The sequence below is a fragment of the Paenibacillus sp. sgz302114 genome (assembly GCF_056120345.1).
The window spans coordinates 171,665-197,939 of record NZ_JBVYOI010000003.1 but is presented as its reverse complement, the minus strand read 5'-3'; the positions used below and the strand labels follow the sequence as shown (position 1 = coordinate 197,939).

Genomic DNA, 26,275 nt, shown 5'->3' with positions numbered 1-26,275 from the left:
AGTCAGAGAACAGGATATGTTTCCAAAAATGAATAAAGCTCCTTTCGGCAAACCAAACTAACACCAGGTTTTGCATACGAAAGGAGCTTTTGCCATATGTATCGTCGATTGAGCGCTATACTGTTTCCGGTGATGACGCTATTCTTCATCGGCTCGATCTATTGGGGTTATCAAGAGCATCAGGAGAAAAACTCCATCCTGATAAAAGCTGAGAACCAGTACCAGCGGGCATTTCATGATCTGTCCTACCATGTTGATCAGCTGCATCGGGAGCTTGGCAATACGCTGGCGGTGAACAGCACGTCGCAAGCGTTCCACCGGAAAGGGCTTGTGAATGTATGGCGGCTTACGAGCGAGGCGCAGAACGAGATTAACCAACTGCCGCTTACGCTGCTGCCGTTCAGCAAGACAGAGGAGTTTTTATCGAAAATCGCCAATTTCTCTTATAAAACCTCGGTTCGGGATTTGAGCAAAACCCCGCTCTCTCCTGCTGAGTTTAAGACGCTGAAGACGCTGTACCAAGACTCGGATGACATCTCCAAATCGCTTTACGGCGTGCAGGATAAAGTTATCGCGAACAATTTGCGCTGGATGGACGTCGAGATTGCGCTTGCTACCGAGAAATCGACGCTGGACAATACGATTATCGACGGCTTCAAGACGGTGGATAAGAAGGTTAGCGAATATCCGGAAATCAACTGGGGTCCCTCGGTTGCCAGCATGTATGAGAAACGTACGGTGAAGATGCTTGCAGGCAAGAAGAGTACGCCAGAGGATATCAAGCGGCTTGCTGCAAAGTTTCTGAAGCTCGATGATCCGAAGGGCATTCGCGTCACCGAGAACGGTAAAGGGACCGAATACGAGTCATACTCGGCTACATACAAAGAAAATGGCGCTGACAATCCGATTGAGCTCGACTACACCCAGCAGGGCGCACAGCTGATCTGGTACGAGAACCCGCGCAATGTCGGTAAACCAATCGTTTCAGTCGAGACGGCGAAGCAGAAGGCTGCTGATTTTCTTGCAAGACACGGTTATCCGAAGATGAAAGCTATCACATATGATAAGAATGATTCGACGGCTGTGTTTACCTGTGTGACGAATCAGAATGGCGTGCTGATCTATCCAGAGAAGCTGACGGTTAAGATCGCGCTCGACAACGGCGAAGCTGTCGGGTTGCAGGCTGCTGATTACGTCTATGAGCATCATAAGCGCAATTTGCCGAAGCCGAAGCTGATGAGCGCAGAAGCTCGCGCCGTGCTAAATCCTGACTTCAAGGTGAAGAAGGAGCAAATGTCGCTAATTGATAACGACTTGGGTGAAGAAGTGCTTTGCTATGAGTTTGTAGGCAATATTAATGGCGTGTTGTACAAAATTTACGTGAACGCGGTAACTGGCGTCGAGGAGTCCATCGAGCAAATGCCGGAGTAACGAAAACCTTATAAAAGGCGCGCACCTGCACGGATGCGCGTCCTTTCTTTATTTTCAGGCTCCTCCCCAAATTTCGACAGCCTATGCTATAATCGAACTATTGGAGGGGGGAAGCTTAGATGCTGCCAAAGATAAACCAGTTTCTATTCTTGCACGTTGCTTCTTCCGATGAAGAGGAAGCGGCTGTTGAGTATAAGTCCAGAATTGCTGATATTGTCGGGGAAGAATTGCTGATTGAAGTGCCAATCTTGGAGAAGACGGGGCGCTTGAAACGATTGTTCCTTGGCGATGAGATTTCTGCTTATTTCGTCTCTGAAGAAGGCGTAAAGAACTATTTTAACAGCCATGTCTTAGGCTTTTTGGAGGATGGCGTTAAGCTGATTCGAATTCGCAAACCGGAGCTTGAAGCCATTACGAAGGTGCAGCGCCGTAATTTCTTGCGTGTTGCTGCTGATTTGGAAATTGCAATCAAGCTGGCGAGTCAAATCCGTATTCTTGGAATGACTGACGATGTCGGCGGAGGCGGGATTTCGTTCCTGATCGATGGGAAGTGGCCGATTAAGCAAGGCATGGATCTCGATTGCTGGCTGCTTGTACCTTACCGGAACGGTTCGATCGATCACTCCCAGTTCAAAGCGGAAGTGGTTCGCGTCAAGCCGCTCGAGAGCGGGAAGAATCAGATCATGGCGAAGTTCTCGACGATTAATGACAGCGAGAGACAGCGCATCATTCGCTATTGCTTTGAACGTCAGCTGGATTTCCGCAAGAGATAGTACATATAAGTGCATGCGCATAGTGCATAAGGTTTGCCACGTGTGGAAAAGCTAGCCTTAATCTCGAGCAGCTTTGTTCGAATACGAGGAGGCTTGTTCCATGGTTGACCGATCTCAGAAGCATTATGAGGCCGCCTTCGATAACGTGACGAAAGTACTAAAAATGATCATTATTGTGCTGCTTGCCGCAATCCTCTTAAGCCAGCTGGCACTGCAAATTCCAGCGGTTCGATTATGGGTGACGGGCGTTGATCGGCTGGAAGGAACCCCCTTCTAGCAGGCATCTCGTTCTTTGCACTTGGGTTTGTGCTGTGGTATAATTTTCACTATCGCAGGCAGAGCCTGCTTTTTTAATGGCGATTCGCGCAAGGTTACAGTCAAGGAGGCAACGGAAGTTGGGCATGGATGGGGGAAACATGGGCAGCCGCATTAATGTGGCGATCGACGGTCCAGCAGGTGCAGGCAAGAGCACCGTCGCCCGCAAAGTCGCGCAGCAGTTAGGATATGTCTACATAGATACAGGCGCGATGTACCGGGCAGTCGCTTACGCAGCGAACCGGGCCGGCATTCCGGCTAGTGACGCGGCAAGACTGTCAGAGCTCATGACAACAGTTGAGATTGCACTCGAACCAGGGCCAGACGGACAGCTTGTCCGCTTGAACGGCGAGGATATTACGACAGCGATCAGATCGCGCGAAGTTACCTTGCAGGTATCTGAGATCGCATCTCATGAAGCGGTTCGCAAGAAACTCGTTGAGATGCAGCGGCACCTTGCAGCAATGAAAGGCATTGTCATGGATGGACGGGATATTGGTTCGCATGTGCTACCGAATGCGGAAGTGAAGGTGTTTCTAATCGCCAGCGTGGGAGTCAGGGCGCTTCGCCGGTTCCAGGAGCTAAGCGGGAGCGAGAGCGTACCGCTTGAACAACTGGAGAAAGAAATCGCCGAACGTGATCGGAGCGATGAGAGCAGAGAGATATCTCCGCTAACCTGTGCGAAGGATGCTGTAGTTGTTGACAGTACAGAGCTGTCAATTGACCAAGTTGTCACAGTTATTCTAGACTTATGCCGAACCAAAACGGTGGAGGCGAAGTAAACTATGATATACAACATCTGCCGTGGTCTGCTGCGCATCATCTACGCCGTCTGTTTCAGATTTGAAGCGACGGGGATGGAGAACATACCTGCCGATGGGCCAGTCGTTCTTTGTTCCAATCATATTAGCCTGTTTGATCCGCCGACAGTCGGAACGAAGCTGCGACGCAAGGTCCATTATATGGCCAAGGCAGAGCTCTTCGAGGTTCCGCTCTTAGGCAAGCTCATCAGGACGCTTGGCGCATTTCCGGTGAAACGGGGCGGTGTCAGCAAGGATGCAATCCGAACGGCGATAACGCTGCTGAAGGAAGGCAATGTGATGGGGATATTCCCCGAAGGTACAAGAAGTGCGGGTGACAACAGTGCAGGCAAGAAAGGGGCCGCGATGATCGCGCTCCGAAGCGGTGCAGTCGTAATCCCGGTGGCTATTATCGGTCGTTATCGTTTATTCCGTAAGATGCGCATTAAGTATGGCAAGCCTATTGATATGACGGCCTTTATTCAAGATTCATCATCTGATGTGCTTGAGCGTGTAACCGACACCATTATGGCGAGCATTCGCTCGATGGTGAAGGAAGGGTAAGTAGTGTAAGAGCGAGTCGCATCCGACTGCTAGTGTCGGGATCGCGAAGCTGGTTTTATTAGCGTTTTAGACGGTGCTCCTGCGAGGTGTGTTTCAATCTGAGGCTGCACGTTTAAATAAAGTTGGGGTATGAATTGAGGAGGTATTTTCGATGTCAGAAGAAACAAAAGTTCAAGAATCCGTAAGTCAGGAAAGCCAAGAAGCTATGGACAATTTCGTGTCCTTGAAAAAAGGGGACACCGTTAATGGTACGATCGTCAAAATCGAAGATAACCAAGTGTTCGTTAGCCTTGGATATAAATATGACGGCGTTATTCCCCTCCGTGAGCTTTCCTCCGTACAGCTCGACAGCGCAGCAAATGCTGTTCAAGTTGGTCAAGAAGTACAACTGAAAGTTGTAAGCATTGACGATGAGAAAGAAAAGCTCGTTCTTTCCAAAAAAGTAATCGACGGCGAGCGCGCTTGGGATTCCTTGCAAAGCCGCTTCGATTCCGGTGAAGTATTCGAAGTAACTGTCGCTGACGTAGTTAAAGGCGGCCTTGTAGCCGATGTTGGCGTACGCGGATTCATTCCAGCTTCCATGGTGGAGCGTCATTTCGTAGAAGATTTCAGCGATTACAAAGGACGCACGCTTCGCGTGAAAGTGAAAGAAATCGATAAAGAAAACAACAAAGTAATCCTTTCTGCGAAAGAAGTTCTTGATGCCGATTTCGAACAAAATAAACAAACGATCATCAGCGGCCTGCAAATTGGCCAAGAGCTTGATGGCACGGTACAACGTTTGACTCCATTCGGCGCATTCGTTGATATCGGCGGCATCGACGGCCTCGTTCACGTATCCGAGCTGTCCTGGCAGCATGTTGCACATCCGAAGGATGTTGTGGCAGAAGGCCAATCCGTGCGCGTGAAAGTACTTAAAGTTGATCCGGCTAACGGCAAGATCAGCCTGAGCATTAAAGCAGCGCAACCAGGTCCTTGGGAGCAATCCGGCGGCCAATTCAATATCGGTGACATCGTAACGGGTACCGTTCGCCGTATCGTGAGCTTCGGCGTATTCGTCGAAATCGCGCCTGGCGTTGAAGGCTTGGTACACATTTCGCAGCTTGCACACCGTCATGTAGCAACTCCGAACGAAGTTGTTCAAGAAGGTCAAGAAGTGAAAGCGAAGATCCTTGATTTCAACCCTGCTGAGAAGCGTGTTTCCCTCAGCATTAAAGAAACTGAGGAAGCTCCTGAGCAAGCTCCTCGCGAAGAAAGACCGCGCGGCGAACGCGGCGAGCGTGCACCACGCCAGCCTAAAGTCGAGCTGAACAACCCGAACGTTTCGCTCAGCAACGAAAGCATGAGCTTCACGCTTGCTGAACGTTTCGGCGATAAGTTGAGCAAATTGAAATAATTGGTTTCAGTTACTTGAAAGAGCTGCCCCTTAGCGGGGCGGCTCTTTTTTATTTTACGGTTGCCGCTGCCTGTTAGCCCCTGCACTGGATTAGGTTCACCATTTGCGGCGCATAATAGGGCAATGAGGTGAAACCAATCGTGAATGATGGATTTATTGCGTTCTGGCTTCTTTCGATGGCGGCTATTTTGTACATGACCGGCTGGAAGGAGCATGTAACGGATGGGGTTCCGCACCGAGTAATCGTGTACTTTATCTTGTTCGCGCTGCTGCTGCACTACGTTCAGCTGCCGATTGGTGAAGCTGCCGGCATTACAGGCAGCGGATTGCTCGCTGTAACATTAGCTGCTGCACTCTTGATTGCCATGCGAAATGTCGGCGCGATGCTCTTTGTCTTGTTCTCCGCGCTGTTGACCGGATTTATGTGGATGTGGATGCGCTATATCTACGGCATCGATCCTGTGTTTATCGTCGTGCATCCCGTATGGGACGGACCGCTTCTTGCAGGCTTGTTCGCAGGGCTTCTCGCAGATCGGTTTAAATCTCAATTCATCATTGTCGTACTCGCCGCAGTGCTCTCAGAGGGCAGTCATCTTCTGAGCCCAATTGCGCTTTCGAAACCGCTTATGATTGGTACTGCAACATGGTGGGATGGTCTTGTTATTGCTCTATGCGCTGCGAGATTGACAGGGAATGTGAAGCACTGGCTCAAAGAGAAGACGCTGCGAATGTTGGAGGGCCGAGGCGAAAGGGGAGGGAGCGCATAACGGATGTTTGATCTCAAACACATTTGGACCGATTTGTTAGCAGGCCATCCGCACCATGTATTGTTAGGCATTCTGCTTGGAGTAGCTTTTGGTATTACTGCACGGCTCTCGATGCTGCGATCGGACTACCGGCAATATCCGACGTACCCGCATGGACGCATTATCCATATTGCGCTTGGCGTAATCGCAGCGGCGCTTGGCGCGGTAGCTGTTCCGGCGATGTATAAGAAGGACTTTACGGCGATTACGTTCTTAACGCTGGCAGCGCAGCAGTTCCGCGATGTCCGCAACATGGAACGGGAGACATTGACGAAGATCGACAGCATGGAACTTGTGTCCCGCGGATCTACCTATATCGAAGGAACCGCGATGGTGTTCGAAGGACGCAACTATCTCGTTATTCTATCTGCGCTCTTGACAAGCTTAGCTTCGCTGTCGCTCGGGCTGCCTTTCGGCGTTATTATGGGGATCCTCTCGCTGCTGCTCGTCAATCGGTTGAAATCAGGCAAGTCTATCTCGCATATAGCGAAAGCGGAAATCGCTCCTGTCGTAGTTAACGGGCCGGATCTCCTCGTCGGCGATATTTACATCATGAACGTCGGACTTAAAGTGAATCAGCAGCTGATTGCGGAGCGAGGCCTCGGCATTATTCTGAAGCCGTACAATCCGAACGGGAAGGCGACGCTGAGCAATCTCGGCCAGAGGCAAGCGATTCTGTTCGATCTTTGCACGATACTCGGCGTTCATCGGGACGATGGTGAGCCTGCACTCGTGCCGCTCGCGAAGCTCGATATGAGAGATGGACGTCTTGCGATCTTCCTGCTGCCTCATGAGCTGGATCCGGAGAAAGCGATGGCAGTCGTTCAGAAAGTTCCAATTCTGGAATCTGCGGTGCGGATGCCAACAGAGGCGAGCGTGAATAAGCAGGAAGGAGAACGGCAGCATGGCTAAAATTGTAGCGATTATTACGACGGAGCATGAGAAGGTGGCCGGCGGCGCTCCAATCTTTGTTGAGCCTGACGAAGAGAAGCGTGAGGCAACCGCGTTTCTGCTCGAGAAAATATTGGATGCGGCCGTACACGATTTAAAGAACGGATGCTTTATTCTGGTCAGTCATCACTAATCATGAAATGTTAGCCATTCCCGCTGTTTTTTGCTATGATGGTAGGCGTGAGTATTTGAGGTACCCAATCTTTACTAAACAAATTGGTTGCTGTTGCCACATAAGTCTCATCATCATAGTCGGCAAGAGAATTTGAGGAGTGAAACTATGTCTAAACCCATTATTGCCATTGTTGGGCGGCCAAACGTGGGGAAGTCTACGATATTCAATCGTGTAATCGGCGATCGCCTTGCGATCGTTGAAGATAAACCTGGCGTTACCCGCGATCGTCTGTACGGTTCCGGCGAATGGAACGGCCGTGTGTTCAGTATTGTCGATACCGGAGGTATCGAAATCGACGGCGAAGACGAAATTATGAAGTCCGTCCGGATGCAGGCGGAGCTTGCCGTTGAAGAAGCGGATGTTATTATTTTTATGGTTGATGCGAAAGCAGGGCTGACGCATGCGGACGATGAAGTGGCGCAGATGCTGCTTCGTTCGCGCAAACCGATCGTTGTAGCGGTGAACAAGGTCGATAACTTGAACCGCCGCGACGATATTTATGAGTTTTATAATCTCGGCTTCGGTGATCCGGTTGCGATCTCAGGCGCACACGGCATGGGCATCGGCGATCTGCTTGACGCGGCTGTCGAGAAGCTGCCAGAGGAAGTGGAAGACGAGTATGAAGACGATGTCATCCGTGTTGCTCTAATCGGGCGCCCGAATGTCGGCAAATCTTCGCTTGTCAATGCACTGCTCGGCGAAGAGCGCGTTATTGTCAGCAACGTAGCGGGCACTACGCGCGATGCGATCGATACGCCATTCGAGCGTGACGGTCAGAAATATGTGCTCATTGATACAGCGGGTATGCGTAAGCGCGGTAAAGTGTACGAATCGACGGAGAAGTATAGCGTCATGCGTGCCTTGAAGGCGATCGAGCGTGCGGATGTAGCTCTTGTGCTCATAAGCGGTGAGGAAGGCATCATCGAACAGGACAAGCATATTGCCGGCTACGCACATGAAGCGGGCAAAGCGGCGGTCTTCGTCGTAAACAAATGGGATGTCGTCGAGAAGGATGACAAGACGATGCAAAATTTCGAGAAGACGATTCGCGATCACTTCTTGTTCATGACGTACGCGCCGGTTGTATTCCTCTCGGCGAAGACGAAGCAGCGTTTGCATAAGCTGCTGCCTGTAGTACAGCACGTGTCGGAGCAGCATGCGCTGCGTATTCCGACGCATGTCTTGAACGATGTTGTATCGGATGCGATTGCTATTAATCCGCCTCCATCGGACAAAGGCAGACGTCTGCGTATCAATTACGCGACACAGGTGGCCGTGAAGCCGCCGACGATCGTGCTGTTTGCAAATGATCCGGACATGATGCATTTCTCGTATGAGCGTTACCTCGAGAATAAGATTCGTGCAGCCTTCCAGTTTGAAGGCACACCAGTCCGTATCTTCACAAGAAAGAAATCAGACGAAGATTAATTTTGCAGCGTCCGTTTCTGGTGTCCCGTTCACGGGGCACCAGTTTGCTGCATTTATGAAGAAAGAGGCGATTATTCGTGTATACTGTCCTTGCGATTCTCATTAGTTATTTGGTTGGTTCGCTATCATTCAGCATATTAATTGCAAAATGGGTAAAAGGAATCGACATTCGCCAGCATGGCAGTGGCAACGCAGGGGCGACCAACACGCTGCGCGTACTGGGCAAAGGTCCAGGCATCGCGGTATTCTTGCTTGATATTGCAAAAGGTGTCGTAGCGGTTCTGCTTGGCATCTACATGGCTGGCGGAGATTGGGGACCGGTGCTGTGCGCGCTGGCGGCGATCTTCGGGCATAACTGGCCGGTATGGTTCGGCTTCAAGGGCGGCAAAGGCATTGCGACTACTGTCGGCGCGATGGCGACGCTTGCTTTTATCCCGACGCTTATTGCCGGTATCGTTGCGATTGTTATTATCGCGATTACTCGCTTCGTCTCGCTAGGCTCGCTTATTTTTGCCCTGCTCGTACCTATTTTCATATGGAATGTAAGCGATAAGCCGATGTCCTATGTGTGGGCAGGACTAATTGTTTGTATTCTCGCATTCATTCGACACCGCACGAATATTGTCAAGCTGCTGCAAGGTAAAGAGAATAAGCTTGGTGCTAGAAAAGGGTAGGAGGCCTCTATGTCGACGAAACGTAAAGTAGCTGTACTCGTTGCGGGAAGCTGGGGAACGGCACTGGCCACAGTTCTGGCAGACAATCAATATGACGTTGCGCTTTGGACACGAGGTGAGGCGCAAGCTGATGAGATCAATACACGCCATACGAATAGCCGGTATTTGAATGATGCGATCCTGCCAGAAAACATTACGGCTGCAACGGATATGAAGCATGCCGTTACGGGAGCAGAGCTTGTCCTCTTCGCAGCACCGTCCGCAGCGATGCGCGATGTTGCGAGGCTGGCGCAGCCATTCTTGGAGCCTGACGCGATTTGCGTCCATGCGACGAAAGGCTTTGAATCCGTTACATACAAACGGATGACGACTGTGCTGGCGGAAGAGCTCCAAATCCCGATTGAGCGGCTTGTCGTTCTGTCGGGTCCAAGCCATGCAGAGGAAGTCGTCAGACGGCTGCCGACAACGGTTGTTGTCGCATCTGCCAGCATCGAAACTGCGGAGAAGGCGCAGGATGCGTTCATTACGCGCCACTTCCGCGTCTACACGAACAAGGATGTCATCGGCGTTGAGGTTGCCGGTGCCATTAAGAATATCATCGCGCTCGGCGCCGGGCTGACGGATGGGCTTGGCTTCGGCGACAATGCGAAGGCTGCGCTGCTGACGCGAGGATTGGCGGAAATTAGCCGCCTCGGCACGGCAATGGGCGCAAGCCCGCTAACTTTCGCCGGTCTCGCCGGAGTCGGCGACCTTGTCGTCACCTGTACGAGCAAGCACAGCCGCAATTGGCGCGCAGGCTCCATGCTGGCGGAAGGACTCTCGCTTGACGAGGTGCTGAGCAAGATGGGCATGGTCGTCGAAGGCGTGCGCACGACAAGTGCAGCGCGTGAGCTGGCTCATCACTACGGAGTCGAGATGCCGATTACGGAGCAGCTGTTCGCCGTGCTCTTCCAGAACAAGACGCCACGCAGCGCAGTTGAGTCGCTCATGGGCCGCGGCCGCACACACGAGACAGAAGACATGGCAGGCGTATAGCCTACACCATCTTTATCCCTCCCTCATATGATGCTAGGAGCACCTCACGGCAGGTGGCTAGCGATTGCAAGTTTTTACCTAACGCTGTAAAAACTTGAAGGAGGGACTGGAGTTGAGCGGTAAGAAGGATCTTTCCAAAGATGTTCTGAGCGCTGTGAACAAGAAGACAGGGAAGCCAGTAACAGAAGGCGCCGTGAAGAAGCTTGCCAGCGGCGTGACTGAAGATACAATGCAGAGCGAAGAAGAGCTTCGGAAGCTGATTATGAGCGTATCTGCGATGGCGAAAGTGCCTGTGACGGACAAAACGATTAACGACATCGTTGGAGCCGTGAAGAAGAGCGGCATGAATATGAGTAACCTCGAAACGCTGATGAAGATTATGCTGCTTAAGAAGTAATGGTAGTGACTTTCGTATGAAGCGACCGGCCTTAGGCAGCTGCCTGGCCCGCTTACTGCGAAAGTCCTTTTTTCTATACAATAGCCTTCTGCGCAGATGCCCGTAATTTACAGCAAAAGTAGCTGATTAAACCGTACAAGTGTTATAATAATATGCATAATTGGCGCACAAGGTGGTCGTAAGCATTATGGATCCAATGATGAAGATGTGGGTGTCCTTTGTAGGCATCGGTTTAATGGCAATCGCTGCGGTTATGATATCGCTGGCAAGGCTGAAGACGAAAGGCATATTGCGGGGAATTCTCTCGACGACTGCTTTTCTGCTTCTTGTAATTGGCGGGCTACTCGGCCTATTCTCCATCGCCTAATTTGCAGCCTAGATCTTACTAGTTATGGAGTGGAAGGGACGAGTTATACATGCTGGAATTGAAAGGCCGGACGAAACTTGCAACGGTTGAAGCAGAGTTTGGGATGTCATTGCTTGATCTTGCTATCAAGCATAATGTTGATTTTGCATTTTCGTGCACGAGGGGCACTTGTGCCAGATGCCGTTGCCTCATTGAAGCTGGCGCGGAATTTCTGGAGGAAGTGACGGATGAAGAGTGGGACCGTCTTGAGCCTCAAGAGCTGGAGGAAGGCTACCGGCTGAGCTGTCAGGCTATCATTAAGCCTGGCGCTGGCACGATCGTAGCTGTGAACCGGCCTTATTTCTGAGGAGGGACGAGAGTTATGAACGAAGCTGCGCCATTCATCCGTGCGCTTGAGAAAATTGCCGAAGCGGCCGAGGAAACAGAGGCCAAGTGGCAGATCGGCGGCAGTACAGGGCTGCTGCTGCGGGGAATGGAGCTTGAGAAACTTCCCAGAGACCTGGATCTATACGCAGATGAAGCGGACGCGGCAGTTCTCCATCAGGCGCTGCTGCCTTACTCCATCGATGAACAGCAACAATCTGTGAGCCCGATCTATCGTTCGGTGCTCAGCCATTACCTGATTGAAGGTATTCAGGTCGAGCTTGTCGGCGGATTCGTCGTCACGGCAGGCGAAGACTGTTATAGGGTTGAAGTTCGAGATACGTTAGCGGCTCGCCAAGCCTTCATTCAGGCAGGTGACTATCAGCTCGGCATTGTTCCTCTGGGACATGAGCTATGGTTCAATGTGCTTAGAGGGCGCGAAGACCGCGTAGCGCTTATTGCTTCTCAGATTCGGCGAGAGCCGGATCAGCATACGGAGGCGGTGCAGTATATTGCCTCCAGAAATCAGCTATCGGCAAGAGTGGTAGCGAATGTACAGCGTCTCATCCAGTAAGCTGGATGTAAGAACGAATAAGGAAGCGAGGAGATTACGTTGAACGTGACGATTACATTTCTCCCTTCCGGACGCAGTGCAACTGTACGTGCAGGGACGACAGTGCTGGAAGCCGCAAGAAGGGCAGGCGTGCCTATTCGCACGAGATGCGATGGCAAGGCCGCATGTCTCATGTGCAAAGTGACAGCTCCTAACAGCTCTGCGGGACTCTCTCCGCTGAATGACAATGAGCGTCATAAGCTCGCAGGTCTTGACCGTTCGGGAACAAGGCTCGCTTGTCAGGCTAGAGTATTCGGCCGTACCGTTGTAGAAGTGCCGGAAGATCCGCTGCGTGCAGCAGTCCGGAAACAAATGATGCGTCAAGCAGAAGAAGATGAATTGTGGTAATTTAGGTGAGGCTAGGGGGATAAACGCACCATGAGAGGGACTCGAAGCGCGGCTGCAGCTATTGTACTACTATGTATGGCTGTCATGCTGTCCGGCTGTTTGTATCCGAAGGATAGGCTGGGCCAGTATCAGAAGCCGCCGAAAGACGCAATAATGAATGTACAAGCCGTAATTGACCAATATCAGAAAGATACGGGTTTGCTCCCTATGCAGAATAGTGAAGCAAGCACGCCGATATATGAGAAGTTTAAAGTCGATTTCGATAAGCTGCAGCGGATGGGGTATATGTCGAGCGTGCCGGAAACCGCCTTTGAGAAGGGCGGCAGCTTCTATTATTTAATCATTGACGAGGATGTCGATCCTACTGTTAAGCTTATGAATCTCGTGGTCTATCAGCAATTAAATGACCTGCAGACTTCTATTAAAGCGTATAGCGATGCCCATAGCGGCAAGCTGCCCGCAAGCACGGAGCTGTATCCAGGCTTCTCTACGATCGACTTCAAGACACTGGATGACAAGGAGCCGGATCTGCGCAGCATGTTCTCCGGCAGTACGCTTACGCCAATGCTTGATGCCAAAGGAACGGTCTATCTTGACTACGGGCCGGACATTATGCAGGCACTCTCCAAAGAGAGCAAACAGCCAGCAGCAAGCGAGGATTTGCGCGCTGTTCTCGTCAGAAACTCCGATTTTGTCCCGGTCAAATCGCCTGTTTATCACCTGGTGAATGGAGAGCCGCAAGCCGCATCCAAATAACCTGTTCACGAACCCATCAGATACTCCTGCCGATCGCGGCGGGAGTATTTTTTGTTGGCTCGCCAAAAAGATCTCACAGCTGGCGCAGCGTAACTTTGAGGAATTCTCGCAAAGAAGTTTCTCCGCGCCAGCAGAGAAACTTTTTCGAGTGATGCATAGGTTACGTCTTTCTCTCATATATCTCAATCTTGGAAGGCCGGAACCGTTAAGGCTTATGGAAATCTATAAGATTTCATCGCTGCATTCGTCATAAACAGGAAGAGGACGCAATAAGCTATTACTAGTCCAAAATCATGTACGAGTTGCGCTGCTAGTGTGAAGCGCAAGCGGCGAAACCTGACGACGAACAGCAGGAGGCAAAACAGCAGTACGGTACGTCCATGTACAGGCGAATTACGATTGGGAGGGGATATTCAGTGGAGAAAGTGGACATTTTCAAGGACATTGCCGAACGAACCGGCGGGGATATTTACCTCGGCGTCGTCGGTGCGGTCCGCACAGGCAAATCAACCTTCATCAAGCGGTTCATGGAGACGGTTGTGCTGCCCAACATCACGAACGATGCCGATCGGGTTAGAGCGATTGATGAATTACCGCAAAGCGCCGCAGGCAAAACAATCATGACGACCGAGCCGAAATTTGTACCGAACCAAGCGGTGCAGCTTCGGGTAGCGGAAGGGCTTGATGTCAATATCAGGCTCGTTGACTGTGTCGGTTATGCCGTTGTTGGAGCGAAAGGATACGAGGACGAGAATGGCCCTCGGATGATTACGACGCCGTGGTTCGAAGAACCGATTCCGTTCCAGGAAGCGGCCGAAATCGGCACACGCAAAGTCATTCAGGAGCATTCGACGCTTGGCGTCGTTGTAACGACTGACGGAACGATTGCAGAGATTCCGCGCAGCTCGTACATCGAAGCCGAGGAGCGGGTAATAGGCGAGCTGAAGGAAGTCGGCAAGCCATTCGTTCTCATCGTCAACTCCACGCGTCCGAAGAGTGATGAGGCATTACAGCTGCGCAGCGAGCTCCAAGCGAAGTATGATATTCCGGTCATTACGCTTAGCGTGGCAACGATGGGTGAAGAAGAAGTCATGTCCGTTCTGCGCGAGGTGCTCTACGAGTTCCCAGTGCATGAAGTGAACGTGAACCTTCCGAGCTGGGTTATGGTGCTGAACGATAACCACTGGCTGCGCAGCAACTACGAGAATTCCGTACGCGATACCGTGAAGGACATTCGCCGTCTCCGCGATGTTGACCGCGTCGTATCGCAGTTCATGGAATACGAGTTTATCGCTCGTGCCGGCCTTAGCGGCATGAACATGGGGCAAGGGGTCGCAGAGATCGATCTCTATGCGCCAGATGAATTGTACGACCAAATCTTGATGGAGGTTGTCGGCGTCGAGATTCGCGGCAAAGACCATCTGCTCCAGCTGATGCAGGAGTTCTCGCATGCGAAGCGGGAGTATGACCGGTTCGCGGAAGCGCTGGAGATGGTCAAGACGACAGGCTACGGCATTGCAGCGCCAACGCTTGCAGAGATGGCGCTTGATGAACCGGAGCTTATCCGCCAAGGCTCGCGCTTCGGTGTCCGCCTGAAAGCGACTGCGCCGTCTATCCATATGATTCGCGTCGATGTCGAGTCCGAGTTTGCGCCGATTATCGGAACAGAGAAGCAGAGCGAGGAACTCGTCCGGTACTTAATGCAGGACTTCGAGAACGATCCGATCAAGATTTGGGAATCCGATATCTTCGGCAGGTCGCTCCACTCGATCGTGCGGGAGGGTATCCAGGGCAAAATCGCGATGATGCCGGACAATGCACGCTACAAGCTGCAGGAGACTCTTGGCCGGATTATCAACGAAGGTTCTGGCGGTTTGATTGCCATTATCTTGTAAAAGAAGGAAGACACGCCCTGCGGCGTGTCTTTTTTTCGCCTGTGAAAGCGGTAAAAATGATAAAAAACCTAGGAATTGCCTAGGAAATCGCCTACAGCCTCTTGAAATCTACGTGCTAACTGTATTACTATAAATCTGTTCATGTGATCAATATGCAGGATTTGCACATAACGGAATTTCTTTGCACCAGAGCCTGCATGTATAATTTTTCGGGTTTCGGTAAAACAAGATGATAATGGTGTGCATAAGAACTGCCGTCAGGGGAGGTGAAAGAAATGAACAAAACGGAACTGATTGCGAAAGTAGCCGAATTGACTGACCTTTCCAAGAAAGATGCTTCCAAAGCGGTTGATGCCGTTTTTGATGCCATCTCCGAATCGCTGCAAGGCGGGGATAAAGTACAATTGGTGGGCTTCGGTAACTTCGAAGTGAAGAGCCGCGAAGCGCGCAAAGGTCGCAACCCGCAAACGGGTGAAGAGATCGATATCCCAGCAAGCAAAATTCCATCTTTCAAAGCTGGTAAATCTCTGAAGGATCAAGTTTCCCAATAAGAAGCGGTTAACGCCGTTTGATGACGTCCGAGTGCTTAGCGCATTCGGGCGTTTTTCGTGAAAGAATAGCGCGGGGGACTCTCTATTGACAAGGGTATGCAATTCCAGTAGACTGTTGCTTGCTCATATACATATGGAAAACAAGAAGCTTGATGAAACGGAGGCTGTGCGCATGGAGGACATGAACGGCGAGTATATCGTCATCAAAGCGAAGGCTCAAGGTGTTCAGGTGATTGGCTTGACTCGCGGGCAAGATACGAAATTTCATCATACGGAGAAGCTCGACAAAGGCGAAGTGCTCATTTGTCAGTTCACGAATCATACGTCCGCGATCAAGATTCGCGGCAAAGCAACCGTGCTAACCAAATATGGCACCGTCGATACGGACGATGAACGTTAAAAGCAGGCATAGCCTGCTTTTTTAGTTTGTACACTAAGAGAAGGTGGACATTCTATGCGTGAAGGGCGGAAGCAGTCATGTCATATAGATCCTCTCGGTGGTCGTCACAATGGCGAAGGCTTCTCTTAGCTTGTTCAATTACTCTCTCTCTCACGTTGCTCATATCAGTCTTCCCGCTGATCGCGCATCGCACATCGGAGAACAAGGGTGATGTATCTGTATTTCATCCTGTTCCGGTCAAGCGGCTGAGCTCCGACGTGATCGTAGACACGATGCTGAGCCTCGGACTCTCGCTTCAGGTGAAGAGCGTTGCATGGAAGGGCTCTGTACTGTCCGTTGATTTATCTACTGACGGGTATGGGGACGCTGAAGAAGTATGGATCGCAGATTTGCAGCGGCTGCTCGAGCTTGCTTTTGTCCGGACCGACAATGTGAGCCGGGTGCTAGTCCGCTTCGTTACGCCTGTTCGCCAAGCTGGTGAGAGCGGTGAAACGAAGCTGCGGCTGCTCGCTGCGGCGGATGTGCGAAAAACGGATTCATGGCTGTCCACAGATCTGTCAAAATTAAATGGCGCCGAGTCGTTTAATGACGAAATTTGGCGAAAGCGGCTGCGGTTGTCCGTATCCAAGTTGTAGCATAACGGTTAACATAGTGCTATAATAGTTAGATTAAAAAGCAGCAATAAATAGCAGCAACACTCTCGTTGTACTGTCCGGAGGCTAGGCCACAATGAAATCGTATAGAATACCTGAAATGGCTAAAAAGTACATTGAATACGATATGATTCAAGCACACACGGAGCTGCCGGAATTTCCTGAATCGCGGATCCGGCTGCTCTTTACATTTCTAGCCAATCAGCGAACGCCGCTGATTCACAGTGAACTGTATCCGCTCGTCGTTTCACTCGTGCAGTTTGGCATGGATACGCATGATATGATTGATTCCGAGTCCGGACGACTCCACGAGAAGGAGATGCGGTCGCGGCAATTGAAGGTGCTTGCTGGCGACTACTACTCAAGCCGCTTCTATCAGCTTTTGGCGCAGGCTGGCCAGGTTGAGATGATTCGCAGTATCAGCAATGGTGTTACGGAAGTCAACAAGCTTAAGGTAACTCTCTACACGCGGATGAAGCAGCTGAAGCTGACTGCGGAAGAGTATATATCGCAATATGTGCGCATTAAGACTGAGCTGTTCCACTCGTTCACTGCTATACTTGATGAGAAGATGGCGTTAATCTGGCCTGAACTGCTTCACAGTGTTGGTCGTTGTGAGATTGTCATGGAAGAACTGATCCGCAGTGAGAAGCCGGAGGCATTCGACGGCAGCTGGGGTTATTGGCATGTCATGGACAGTGGAACCGATGAAGAGAAGCGCAAGCTGACTACGGATGCAGCGAGTGAGCCGGCGTTTACCATGTCGTTGCTGGCAAAGTATGATGTCCGTGGCCAATTAGCCGAGAAGCTGAAACAGTCCGTTCAGAACGTGCAGTCACTTGTATCAAAGCTAGAATCCGATAAGCTTGTCCGCGAGCTGCAGCAGCTCGGCGAGTCGTTTCTACGGCCGTTATTGCCGGCAGCATCGGCTTTTGAATAGAGAAAGTTAGGTGAAATCAATGCAATCCAAGTCAAAAGAAGAACACGTACACGCCGTATTTGAGAGCATAGCGCCGAAGTATGACTTAATGAACGATCTGATCAGCTTCGGCCGACATAAAGCATGGCGTAAATTTACGATGCGTAAGATGGGCATGAAACCTGGTGCGACAGCGATTGATTTGTGCTGCGGCACTTGTGATTGGACGATTGCGCTGGCAAGAGAAAGCATGAGCGGAGGCATAGTCGGACTCGACTTCAGCCAGAACATGCTCGACGTTGGCAAGCAGAAGGTAAAGCGCGATGGGCTGGATCATCAGATTTCGCTCGTACAGGGCAATGCGATGTCGCTGCCGTTCGAGGATAATCGGTTCGACTACGCGACGATCGGCTTCGGCCTTCGCAACGTGCCGGATCTGGAGCAAGTGCTTCGCGAGATGATGCGCGTCGTGAAGCCTGGCGGACAAGTTGTTTGTCTGGAGATGTCCAAGCCGACTTGGCAGCCGTTCAAAGGGATTTACTACTTCTACTTCGAGAAGGTCATGCCTGCGATCGGGAAGCTTGTAGCGAAGAAGTACGAGCAGTACAAGTGGCTGCCGGAGTCGCTGAAGACATTCCCGGATTCCAAGCAGCTTGCGGCCAAATACCGTGAGATCGGTCTGACCAATGTGCGCGTCTATCCGTTTGTTTTCGGTGTCGCGGCATTACACATGGGGACGAAGGGAACGGACAACGGATGATTCGCAAAATAAAAATAATTCTCGAAATGATTAAATTTGAGCATACCATCTTCGCGCTTCCGTTTGCCTTTATGGGTGCGCTGCTCGGATCGGTCATGCTGGAGAACCGGCTTCCGCACTTTGCGGAAATCGGCTGGATCATCCTCGCGATGGTCGGAGCAAGAAGCGCTGCGATGGGACTTAATCGCGTCATTGACCGCGTCATTGATGCGAAGAACCCGCGCACAGCAAAGCGGGCGATTCCGGCTGGCTTACTGAAAGTCGGCGAAGTAATCTTGTTTATCGCAGTCTCGTTCGTGGTGCTGTTTATTGCCGCCTCGCAGCTTGATCCGATTTGCATGAAGCTGATGCCGATTGCTGTTTTCTTGCTCGTGCTCTACTCGTATACAAAACGTTTTACATGGTTATGCCACGTTTTCCTCGGGCTGACGATCGGCCTCGCGCCGCTAGGCGGCTGGGTTGCGATTACAGGTGAGTTCGAAGCATCCGCTTGGGTGATGTATGGTTCAGTTGTCTGTTGGCTTGCCGGCTTCGATATTATTTATGCGTGTCAGGATTTCGACTTCGACCGTAAGGAAGGCGTTCATTCCATTCCTGCCCGCTTCGGGCAAGCTGGGGCACTGCGCCTTGCCCGCGGATTTCATTTGATTACCGCAATTGGATTCATATCTTTATTCTGGCTAACGCCGCTAAGCTGGTTGTACTTGATTGGCGCGCTTGTCTCGGTCGGCATGCTTTGCTATCAACATATGATTGTGCGGCCAGATGATATGAGCCGCGTTCAGACGGCATTCTTCACAATGAACGGCACTCTGAGCGTCGTCTTGTTCGTCTCCGCACTACTTGATTTGGTGGTGCTTCATAAGTGGTAGAAGGAGCATCGCGTAAACGCTGGGTCGTCGGCATTACTGGAGCAAGCGGCGCTCTCTATGGCATCCAGCTCATTCGCAGTCTGATTGAAGCGGAACAGGACGTGCATCTGGTTGTCACGGAGGCAGGCTGGCGTGTACTTAAGGAGGAGCTTGGCTGGGATACAACCAAGCGCCAACAAGCGATCGAGGCTGCATTCCCGGAGCTTATCGCTAATGGACGGCTGAAGCTTCACCCGAATGCCGATATCGGCGCAAGTATTGCAAGCGGCTCCTTCCGGGTAGAAGGCATGATCATTATGCCCTGCTCCATGGGTACGCTTGCTTCGATCGCGCACGGCATTTCGGACGATTTGATGACACGCGCTGCGGATGTTATGCTGAAGGAAGGGCGCAAGCTATTAATCGTGCCCCGCGAAACACCGCTTCATGCGATTCATCTAGAGAACATGCTTACGCTGGCGAAGCTTGGGGTTAAGATTATCCCGGCTATGCCGGCGTTCTATTATGGACCGCAAACGATTGGCGATATGGTGAATTTTCTAGTTGGGAAAGTACTCGATCAGCTCCCGCTGGATCATGATTTGTACAGAAGATGGGGAGATGAACAGCATGGCGTTTAATCGTCCGATTACCGTCGGTCGCATTGACTATGCGAACGTTTGGCCTATTTTTCATTATGCGGAGGAGCAGCTCCCAGCCGATCGGTTCAAGATCGAGAAGCGGGTGCCGTCCGCATTAAACCGCGCGCTGCGTCAAGGCGAAATCGACATCACTTCGATGTCGTCGTTCGCTTATGCGGAGAACGCGGAGAATTACTTGCTGCTGCCGGATTTATCGGTCAGCGCCAAGGGACGGGTCAATTCGATATTGCTTTTCCTGAATAAGCCGCTTGAAGAAGTGCTTAAAGGACGGATTGCGTTAACAGCGACCTCGGCAACAAGCGTTAATTTACTCAAAATACTCATGAAGCTCTATTACAATGCAGAGCCATCCTATATTACAATGGAACCGAAGCTGGATGAGATGCTGGAGGAGGCAGATGCCGCCTTGCTCATCGGAGATACAGCCATCCATGCTTCGTGGGAGAATGCAAAGCGCGGCCGGAGGGTCATTGATCTCGGTGAGCTGTGGCGCAATTGGACAGGCTACGGCATGACGTTCGCACTCGTAGCCGTACGCCGCGAAATTGCGGTAGCATATCCAGAAGCGGTTGCAGATGTTCATCGTGCGTTATTGGAGAGCAAGGAGAAGAGTTTGCGCGAGCTGACACCGCTCGTAGAGAAAGCTTGTACGCTGCTTGGAGGCGAACCGGAATATTGGAGCCGTTATTTCAAGGAGCTGCATTACGATTTCGGAGCGAATGAACAGGCGGGGCTCACACTTTATTTTGATTATGCGCATCAGCTGGGCTTGCTACCTAATTCAGTACAGATGCAATTTTTTGAAGACCAAAACGTCCTTAAGGTGAATAAATGAGACTACTTGATATTTACGCCAAACTGAAAAGCGATTTGGATGCCATCGAGGCTAAGCTCGCAAGCAGCGTGACGAGTGATCACGCGCTTCTTAGCGATGCCTCTACGCATCTGCTCAAAGCAGGCGGCAAGCGGATACGTCCGGTCGTTGTGCTGCTTGCGGGCAAGTTCGGCGACTACCGTCTCGATGTGCTCGAGAAAATTGCCGTGCCACTGGAACTTATACATATGGCTTCTCTTGTCCATGATGATGTTATCGACAACGCGGAGACGCGCCGCGGCCAGCTGACCGTAAAGTCCAAATGGGATAACCGGATTGCGATGTACACTGGCGACTATATCTATGGAAAAGCGCTTGCGCTCGCAACTGAGCTTCAGAACCCGCAAATTCATCAAATTTTATCGCATGCGATGGTTCAGATGTGCATTGGCGAGATGGAGCAAATTCGTGATTTCTTCAATACTGATCAATCCGTTCGCAATTATTTGCTTCGTATTCGTCGTAAGACCGCGTTGCTCATTGCAATAAGCTGCCAGCTGGGCGCAATTGCCGCAGGCGCGGATCGCAAGACCGCTAGCTGCTTGTACCGGTTCGGCTACAACGTCGGCATGGCGTTCCAAATCCGAGACGATCTGCTTGACCTGCTCGGCACGGAGAAGCAGATCGGTAAACCGCCGGGCTCTGATATCAAGCAAGGCAATATCACATTGCCAGTGCTGCTTGCGCTGAAAGAACCAGGACATTCGGAGGAGTTGTTCGCGGAAATATTTAAAATTCGTGAGTCGAATGGAGCAGGGGAAACGAAGCGGGCGTTGAACATTATACGTAAGAGTGAGGGCATACATACTGCAGACGCGATGGCGAACCGCTATATCAACAAAGCGATAGCAGCACTAAGCAGTTTGCCAAACATTCCAGCAAAGAAGAATTTAACGGATATCGCCCATTTTGTAGGAAAACGAAACTACTAATCGCGTCAAGGAGGGAATTTCGATGGAAAGAACGTTTCTAATGGTTAAGCCAGACGGCGTACAGCGGGGGTTAATCGGAGAAATAGTATCACGCTTTGAGCGGAAGGGACTGAAGCTAGTCGCTGCTAAATTTATGATGATTACACCTGAGCTCGCTGAACGCCACTATGCAGAGCACATCGGGAAGCCCTTTTACCCGCCTCTTGTAGCGTTTGTAACGTCTGGGCCGGTATTTGCTATGGTGTGGCAAGGAGATAACGTCATCGGTCTGACCCGTGCCCTGATTGGCAAGACGGACGCCCTTGAAGCAGCTCCAGGCACAATTCGTTCCGATTTCGCCGTACATACTAATTTTAATCTTATTCACGGCTCGGATTCGCCGCAGAGCGCAGCAAGGGAAATCGGCATTTTCTTTGCGCCGCATGAGCTGGTTGATTATAACCAAACCATTCAGCAGTGGATTTAGCTTAACACTTTGCCACCAAGAGTCGGCATAATGGGGGTTCGTGCATGTTAGAGGATAAGGACTTCAGTTTATTCATTACGAAGATTAAAGAGAAGACCGCAATCGATCTATCGCAGTACAAGGAAGCCCAGATGAAACGTCGGTTGACGACCTTGCGACAGAAATACGGTTTTGATACGTTCGCAGCGTATTGGAGTGGGCTTGAGAAAGACAAGAAGCTGATGACTGAGTTTCTGGACCGGATGACGATCAACGTGTCGGAGTTCTGGCGCAACCCAAGCAGGTGGGACGCGATGGAGAAGAAGTTTCTCCCGGAAGCTCTGAAGAACAACAGCCGGGTCAAGATTTGGAGCGCAGCCTGCTCAACGGGCGAAGAGCCTTATACGATCTCCATGATTTTGGCTGAGCTTGGCGCGCATGACCGAACGTCAATTCTCGCAACGGACCTTGATAATGTCGTGCTGCAGAAGGCGATGCAGGGCTTGTACCAAGATCGTTCTGTACGTGATGTACCCCGCAATTATATGTCCAAATATTTCGTGAAGCAGGGCGAGGATTTACTTGCAGTTACGCCTCAGCTGAAGAAGAATATTTCATTTAAACAGCAAAATTTGCTTCATGATACGTTCGACACAGGTTTTGATATTATCGTTTGCCGCAATGTTATGATCTATTTTACAGAAGAAGCGAAACACTTGCTTTATCACAAGTTCTCTAAAGCGCTTAAGCCTGGCGGCATTCTGTTCGTCGGCAGTACGGAGCAGATTTTCTCGCCAGCTCAATATAATTTGGAATCCATCGAAACATTCTTTTATCGCCGCAAGGCTTAGCGTGTATATCGTTTTCCATCTTCTGCAATACTAATGCTGTCACGGTTATGGCATTGGAGGTGCAAATATGGACAAGCGAAAAGTAATTACAGCGTACAAGCGTGGATTTATTACCGTCCAGGAATGCGCCCAAATTCTCGGAATTGATACAAGTCAAATGAAAGGTCTTATGAATGATCCAAATTTGAACGTGGACCCGCAGTTGTTGCGGAACCACCATTCCGCTAATGGTTAACGTATAAGCTGTATAGAGCTGTCTGTCTCACCTGCCTAAAGGTGCGGCGGGCAGCTTTTTTCGTGCGAGCGCAGGCGTGGATGAACGATCCTCCAGCGGTTTTCATTTCCTTGTCAAACCGGCGACGCTATACTATAATGAGCAAAAGATATTTTGGCAGACAAACATACATAGATGGATTTATCGTTTGCGGTGTTTAAAATGAGGGAGGACTTTACTGTGAGTTTACGTTATTTGACAGCAGGAGAGACGCATGGTCCACAGTTGACGGCAATTATTGAAGGTTTGCCGAGCAACCTGAAGCTGGACTTCGAGGAATTGAATTTTCAATTGCATCGTAGACAGAAAGGGCATGGCCGCGGCCGCCGGATGCAAATCGAGAAGGATACCGCGAACATCGTCGGCGGAGTACGTCACGGGAAGACGACAGGTGCGCCAGTCGCGCTTATCGTTGAGAACAATGACTGGAAGCACTGGACGACAGTAATGAATATTGAGCCTATTGAAGGCAGCGACGAAGAGAAGCGCCGTGTGCACCGTCCGCGCCCAGGTCATGCTGACCTGAACGGCGGATTGAAATATAACTTGAAAGATCTGCGTAACGTGCTGGAGCGTTCCAGCGCTCGTGAAACAGCTGCGCGTGTAGCTGTTGGCGCGGTAGCGAGACAATTCCTGGCTGCGTTCGGCATCAAAGTTGGCGGACAAGTCATTCGCATCGGCGAGATCGAAGCGCCAGCGAACAACCTGCCTCTTGAAGAGCTGATCCGTCTGACGGAAGAATCGCCGGTACGTGTTGTGGATAAAGAAACAGAAGAGAAGATGACGGCTTATATCGACCAGATTAAAGCAGAAGGCGATTCCATTGGCGGAATCGTTGAATGTATCGTCGAAGGCGTGCCGATCGGTCTTGGAAGCCACGTGCAGTTCGACCGTAAGCTGGATGGACGTATCGCGCAAGCGGTTGTTTCCATTAATGCGTTCAAAGGCTGCGAGATTGGCATCGGCTTTGAAGCGGGTACAATTCGCGGCTCTCAAGTACATGACGAAATTCTGTACACAGAGGAGCGCGGCTACCACCGTAGAACGAACCGTCTTGGCGGCTTTGAGGGCGGCATGACGAATGGCGAGCAGATCGTCGTTCGCGGCGTAATGAAGCCAATTCCGACCTTGTACAAACCGCTGCAAAGCGTTGATATCGATACGAAAGAACCGTTCACTGCGCAAGTTGAACGTTCGGACAGCTGCGCAGTTCCAGCTGCGAGCGTTGTTATGGAGCATGTCGTGGCATGGGAAGTTGCGAAGGCGTTCCTCGAGAAGTTCGGCGGCGATTCCATGGAAGAGATTACGTCGAACTACAACAACTACTTGGCGCAGCTGGAGAGCTACTAATGAGCGGCCATCGTGAGCTGACTGTCGAGCTTGGCGAGCGGTCCTACCCGATCTATATCGGGGAAGGACTGCTTGACAAGGCGGGGGAATTGTTCGAGCGTCATGGCATCAGCAAGAAGTCGCCGCTTATGATCGTTACAGATGCGAACGTCGCTGAGCGGCATCTAGCGCACTTGGAATCTGTTCTGCAAACGGCTGGCTTTACGGTGATGAATGCCATTATCCCGGCTGGCGAGACGTCGAAGTCGCTGGATGAGCTGGGACGGCTGACTGGCTTAGCGCTTGAGAGCGGGCTAGACCGCAAGTCGACCATTGTGGCGCTTGGCGGCGGCGTAGTCGGCGATCTGGCAGGCTTCGTTGCAGCATCTTATATGCGCGGCATTAAGTTCGTGCAGGTGCCGACTACGATTCTGGCGCATGACAGCAGTGTCGGCGGTAAAGTAGCGGTTAACCATCCGCTTGCGAAAAATATTATCGGCGCGTTCCATCAGCCTGAGCTCGTTCTATACGATTTGCTTACTTTGCAAACGCTGCCGGAACGTCAAGTGAAGGCTGGCTTGTCCGAAGTGGTGAAGCATGGTCTCATCTGGGATGCGGAGTTCGTAGCTTGGTGCGATGAGAATGCCGGTAAGCTGCTAGCGCTAGATTCAGATGCGCTCGGCTATGCGCTATTCAAAGGCTGCAGCGTGAAAGCCGCGGTCGTGTCCAAGGATGAACGCGAGAATGATCTGCGTGCCATTCTGAATTTGGGCCATACGATCGGACACGCGCTGGAAGCGGTTGCTGGTTACAATGAGCTGCTGCACGGTGAAGCGATTGCGATCGGCATGGTTGGGTCTGCTAAGCTTGCTGTACAGCTCGGAGCACCCGAGGAAGTCTACCATGTGACGAAGCGTGTGCTGTCGCGGGTAGGGCTGCCCGTTCGTTTGCCAGAGCATTTGGATACCGATGAAATTATGCGTGCAATGATGCATGATAAGAAATTCCAGGAAGGCACGATGGTGTTCATCGTCCCAACCGCAATTGGCATCGTGGAGATTAATAAATCAGTATCATCTGCACTCGTTCGTGAAATCGTGGAGCAATTGAAACAGGAGGCCGTTTAAAGATGAGTGTTCGGGGAATTCGCGGAGCAATTACGGTAGAAGTGAATGAGGAGCAGCCGATTCTGCAAGCGACGGCAGAAATGCTTAACCTTATCGTGAGCGCCAATCAAGTATCGCCTGAAGACATTGCCAGCGTGTTCGTCACGGTAACTGGGGATCTCGATGCAACGTTCCCTGCTCGTGCGATCCGTGCGATGGCAGGCTGGGAGCTTGTCCCATTAATGTGTGCGCTTGAAGTGCCGGTAAAGGGCAGCCTAGCGATGTGCATTCGTCTCATGGTGCTTGTAAACACGGATAAATCGCAACAGGATATTGAGCATGTCTACTTAGGCGGAGCAAAGGCGCTGCGTCCTGACTTGAGCAAATCTTAAGCTAAAATAAGTGCACGCACGCGACATAAAAGTTCATTGACGGATCTGATTGCACTAGTGTATAGTGATTTCATACTTGAAGAATGAGCAGAGCATAGTTTGAGATGAGCAGTACGAGATGTTTTTTAGAAGAGATGAGCAGAGCTGAGCCTAGTGCTTTTAGAGTTGAGACGAGTAGACCGGAGAAAT

At 51.1% G+C, this 26,275-nt stretch carries 34 protein-coding genes; all 34 read left to right on the top strand.

Annotated features, from left to right (window positions below; translation table 11 throughout):
• Positions 1–96 precede the first annotated feature (96 nt).
• Positions 97–1,431, top strand: a complete 1,335-nt coding sequence (gene ypeB / locus AC0LWF_RS10075) for a germination protein YpeB (protein WP_474651416.1) — start codon at positions 97–99, stop codon at positions 1,429–1,431.
• Between the two features lie 119 nt (positions 1,432–1,550).
• Positions 1,551–2,204, top strand: coding sequence for a flagellar brake protein (locus tag AC0LWF_RS10070; protein ID WP_474651415.1), 654 nt, complete (start codon positions 1,551–1,553; stop codon positions 2,202–2,204).
• Between the two features lie 100 nt (positions 2,205–2,304).
• Positions 2,305–2,481: a hypothetical protein gene (locus AC0LWF_RS10065; RefSeq protein WP_474651414.1), complete on the top strand. Its 177-nt coding sequence runs from the start codon at positions 2,305–2,307 to the stop codon at positions 2,479–2,481.
• Positions 2,482–2,605: 124 nt separating this feature from the next.
• Complete coding sequence (cmk, locus tag AC0LWF_RS10060) at positions 2,606–3,301, top strand: (d)CMP kinase (RefSeq protein WP_474651750.1); 696 nt, start codon at positions 2,606–2,608, stop codon at positions 3,299–3,301.
• 3 nt (positions 3,302–3,304) lie between these two features.
• Positions 3,305–3,883 (top strand): lysophospholipid acyltransferase family protein, encoded by a 579-nt coding sequence (locus AC0LWF_RS10055; RefSeq protein ID WP_474651413.1) that lies wholly within the window; start codon positions 3,305–3,307, stop codon positions 3,881–3,883.
• A 151-nt stretch (positions 3,884–4,034) separates the two neighbouring features.
• Complete coding sequence (rpsA, locus tag AC0LWF_RS10050) at positions 4,035–5,279, top strand: 30S ribosomal protein S1 (protein WP_474651412.1); 1,245 nt, start codon at positions 4,035–4,037, stop codon at positions 5,277–5,279.
• A gap of 140 nt (positions 5,280–5,419) precedes the next feature.
• The gene (locus tag AC0LWF_RS10045) at positions 5,420–6,046 is read left to right on the top strand and encodes a YphA family membrane protein (protein ID WP_474651411.1); all 627 of its coding nucleotides are present in this window, start codon (positions 5,420–5,422) and stop codon (positions 6,044–6,046) included.
• Between the two features lie 3 nt (positions 6,047–6,049).
• Positions 6,050–6,997, top strand: coding sequence for a YIEGIA family protein (locus AC0LWF_RS10040; protein ID WP_474651410.1), 948 nt, complete (start codon positions 6,050–6,052; stop codon positions 6,995–6,997).
• Complete coding sequence (locus tag AC0LWF_RS10035) at positions 6,990–7,169, top strand: capping complex subunit for YIEGIA (protein WP_474651409.1); 180 nt, start codon at positions 6,990–6,992, stop codon at positions 7,167–7,169. The genes AC0LWF_RS10040 and AC0LWF_RS10035 overlap by 8 nt, the downstream gene beginning before the upstream one ends.
• A 147-nt stretch (positions 7,170–7,316) precedes the next feature.
• On the top strand, positions 7,317–8,639 hold the full coding sequence (gene der, locus AC0LWF_RS10030; protein WP_474651408.1) for a ribosome biogenesis GTPase Der: 1,323 nt from the start codon (positions 7,317–7,319) through the stop codon (positions 8,637–8,639).
• Between the two features lie 77 nt (positions 8,640–8,716).
• Positions 8,717–9,313 carry a glycerol-3-phosphate 1-O-acyltransferase PlsY gene (gene plsY, locus AC0LWF_RS10025; protein WP_474651407.1) on the top strand — a complete coding sequence of 199 codons (597 nt, stop codon included), beginning with the start codon at positions 8,717–8,719 and terminating at the stop codon, positions 9,311–9,313.
• 9 nt (positions 9,314–9,322) lie between these two features.
• Positions 9,323–10,348 carry an NAD(P)H-dependent glycerol-3-phosphate dehydrogenase gene (locus AC0LWF_RS10020; protein ID WP_474651406.1) on the top strand — a complete coding sequence of 342 codons (1,026 nt, stop codon included), beginning with the start codon at positions 9,323–9,325 and terminating at the stop codon, positions 10,346–10,348.
• A gap of 112 nt (positions 10,349–10,460) precedes the next feature.
• On the top strand, positions 10,461–10,745 hold the full coding sequence (locus AC0LWF_RS10015) for a stage VI sporulation protein F (protein ID WP_474651405.1): 285 nt from the start codon (positions 10,461–10,463) through the stop codon (positions 10,743–10,745).
• 187 nt (positions 10,746–10,932) lie between these two features.
• Positions 10,933–11,112, top strand: coding sequence for a DUF2768 family protein (locus AC0LWF_RS10010; protein ID WP_474651404.1), 180 nt, complete (start codon positions 10,933–10,935; stop codon positions 11,110–11,112).
• Between the two features lie 49 nt (positions 11,113–11,161).
• Positions 11,162–11,458: a 2Fe-2S iron-sulfur cluster-binding protein gene (locus AC0LWF_RS10005; RefSeq protein WP_474651403.1), complete on the top strand. Its 297-nt coding sequence runs from the start codon at positions 11,162–11,164 to the stop codon at positions 11,456–11,458.
• A 15-nt stretch (positions 11,459–11,473) separates the two neighbouring features.
• The gene (locus AC0LWF_RS10000) at positions 11,474–12,049 is read left to right on the top strand and encodes a nucleotidyltransferase domain-containing protein (RefSeq protein WP_474651402.1); all 576 of its coding nucleotides are present in this window, start codon (positions 11,474–11,476) and stop codon (positions 12,047–12,049) included.
• 39 nt (positions 12,050–12,088) lie between these two features.
• Positions 12,089–12,436, top strand: coding sequence for a 2Fe-2S iron-sulfur cluster-binding protein (locus AC0LWF_RS09995; RefSeq protein ID WP_474651401.1), 348 nt, complete (start codon positions 12,089–12,091; stop codon positions 12,434–12,436).
• A gap of 30 nt (positions 12,437–12,466) precedes the next feature.
• Positions 12,467–13,192, top strand: coding sequence for a hypothetical protein (locus tag AC0LWF_RS09990; protein ID WP_474651400.1), 726 nt, complete (start codon positions 12,467–12,469; stop codon positions 13,190–13,192).
• Positions 13,193–13,608: 416 nt separating this feature from the next.
• Positions 13,609–15,087: a stage IV sporulation protein A gene (spoIVA, locus tag AC0LWF_RS09985; protein WP_474651399.1), complete on the top strand. Its 1,479-nt coding sequence runs from the start codon at positions 13,609–13,611 to the stop codon at positions 15,085–15,087.
• A 275-nt stretch (positions 15,088–15,362) separates the two neighbouring features.
• On the top strand, positions 15,363–15,638 hold the full coding sequence (locus AC0LWF_RS09980) for an HU family DNA-binding protein (protein WP_090573988.1): 276 nt from the start codon (positions 15,363–15,365) through the stop codon (positions 15,636–15,638).
• Positions 15,639–15,810: 172 nt separating this feature from the next.
• A complete protein-coding gene (gene mtrB, locus AC0LWF_RS09975; protein WP_090573989.1) occupies positions 15,811–16,038 on the top strand; it encodes a trp RNA-binding attenuation protein MtrB in 228 nt (75 codons plus the stop codon).
• Between the two features lie 77 nt (positions 16,039–16,115).
• A complete protein-coding gene (locus AC0LWF_RS09970) occupies positions 16,116–16,673 on the top strand; it encodes a hypothetical protein (RefSeq protein ID WP_474651398.1) in 558 nt (185 codons plus the stop codon).
• Between the two features lie 94 nt (positions 16,674–16,767).
• Positions 16,768–17,631 (top strand): heptaprenyl diphosphate synthase component 1, encoded by an 864-nt coding sequence (locus AC0LWF_RS09965; protein WP_474651397.1) that lies wholly within the window; start codon positions 16,768–16,770, stop codon positions 17,629–17,631.
• 19 nt (positions 17,632–17,650) lie between these two features.
• Entirely contained in the window at positions 17,651–18,370 is a 720-nt protein-coding gene (locus tag AC0LWF_RS09960; RefSeq protein WP_474651396.1) for a demethylmenaquinone methyltransferase, read from the top strand.
• On the top strand, positions 18,367–19,242 hold the full coding sequence (locus AC0LWF_RS09955; protein WP_474651395.1) for a UbiA-like polyprenyltransferase: 876 nt from the start codon (positions 18,367–18,369) through the stop codon (positions 19,240–19,242). Before AC0LWF_RS09960 ends, AC0LWF_RS09955 begins: the two co-directional genes overlap by 4 nt.
• Positions 19,236–19,862, top strand: a complete 627-nt coding sequence (locus AC0LWF_RS09950) for a UbiX family flavin prenyltransferase (RefSeq protein ID WP_474651394.1) — start codon at positions 19,236–19,238, stop codon at positions 19,860–19,862. Before AC0LWF_RS09955 ends, AC0LWF_RS09950 begins: the two co-directional genes overlap by 7 nt.
• Positions 19,852–20,718 (top strand): menaquinone biosynthetic enzyme MqnA/MqnD family protein, encoded by an 867-nt coding sequence (locus AC0LWF_RS09945; RefSeq protein ID WP_474651393.1) that lies wholly within the window; start codon positions 19,852–19,854, stop codon positions 20,716–20,718. The genes AC0LWF_RS09950 and AC0LWF_RS09945 overlap by 11 nt, the downstream gene beginning before the upstream one ends.
• On the top strand, positions 20,715–21,689 hold the full coding sequence (gene hepT / locus AC0LWF_RS09940; protein WP_474651392.1) for a heptaprenyl diphosphate synthase component II: 975 nt from the start codon (positions 20,715–20,717) through the stop codon (positions 21,687–21,689). The genes AC0LWF_RS09945 and hepT overlap by 4 nt, the downstream gene beginning before the upstream one ends.
• A gap of 22 nt (positions 21,690–21,711) precedes the next feature.
• Positions 21,712–22,155, top strand: coding sequence for a nucleoside-diphosphate kinase (gene ndk / locus AC0LWF_RS09935; RefSeq protein ID WP_474651391.1), 444 nt, complete (start codon positions 21,712–21,714; stop codon positions 22,153–22,155).
• 44 nt (positions 22,156–22,199) lie between these two features.
• The gene (locus AC0LWF_RS09930; protein ID WP_474651390.1) at positions 22,200–22,985 is read left to right on the top strand and encodes a CheR family methyltransferase; all 786 of its coding nucleotides are present in this window, start codon (positions 22,200–22,202) and stop codon (positions 22,983–22,985) included.
• 67 nt (positions 22,986–23,052) lie between these two features.
• The gene (locus tag AC0LWF_RS09925) at positions 23,053–23,220 is read left to right on the top strand and encodes a hypothetical protein (protein WP_474651389.1); all 168 of its coding nucleotides are present in this window, start codon (positions 23,053–23,055) and stop codon (positions 23,218–23,220) included.
• Between the two features lie 219 nt (positions 23,221–23,439).
• A complete protein-coding gene (gene aroC, locus AC0LWF_RS09920; RefSeq protein ID WP_474651388.1) occupies positions 23,440–24,609 on the top strand; it encodes a chorismate synthase in 1,170 nt (389 codons plus the stop codon).
• On the top strand, positions 24,609–25,715 hold the full coding sequence (aroB, locus tag AC0LWF_RS09915) for a 3-dehydroquinate synthase (RefSeq protein ID WP_474651387.1): 1,107 nt from the start codon (positions 24,609–24,611) through the stop codon (positions 25,713–25,715). The genes aroC and aroB overlap by 1 nt, the downstream gene beginning before the upstream one ends.
• Before the next feature lie 2 nt (positions 25,716–25,717).
• A complete protein-coding gene (gene aroH, locus AC0LWF_RS09910) occupies positions 25,718–26,086 on the top strand; it encodes a chorismate mutase (RefSeq protein WP_474651386.1) in 369 nt (122 codons plus the stop codon).
• The last annotated feature ends 189 nt before the right edge of the window (positions 26,087–26,275 follow it).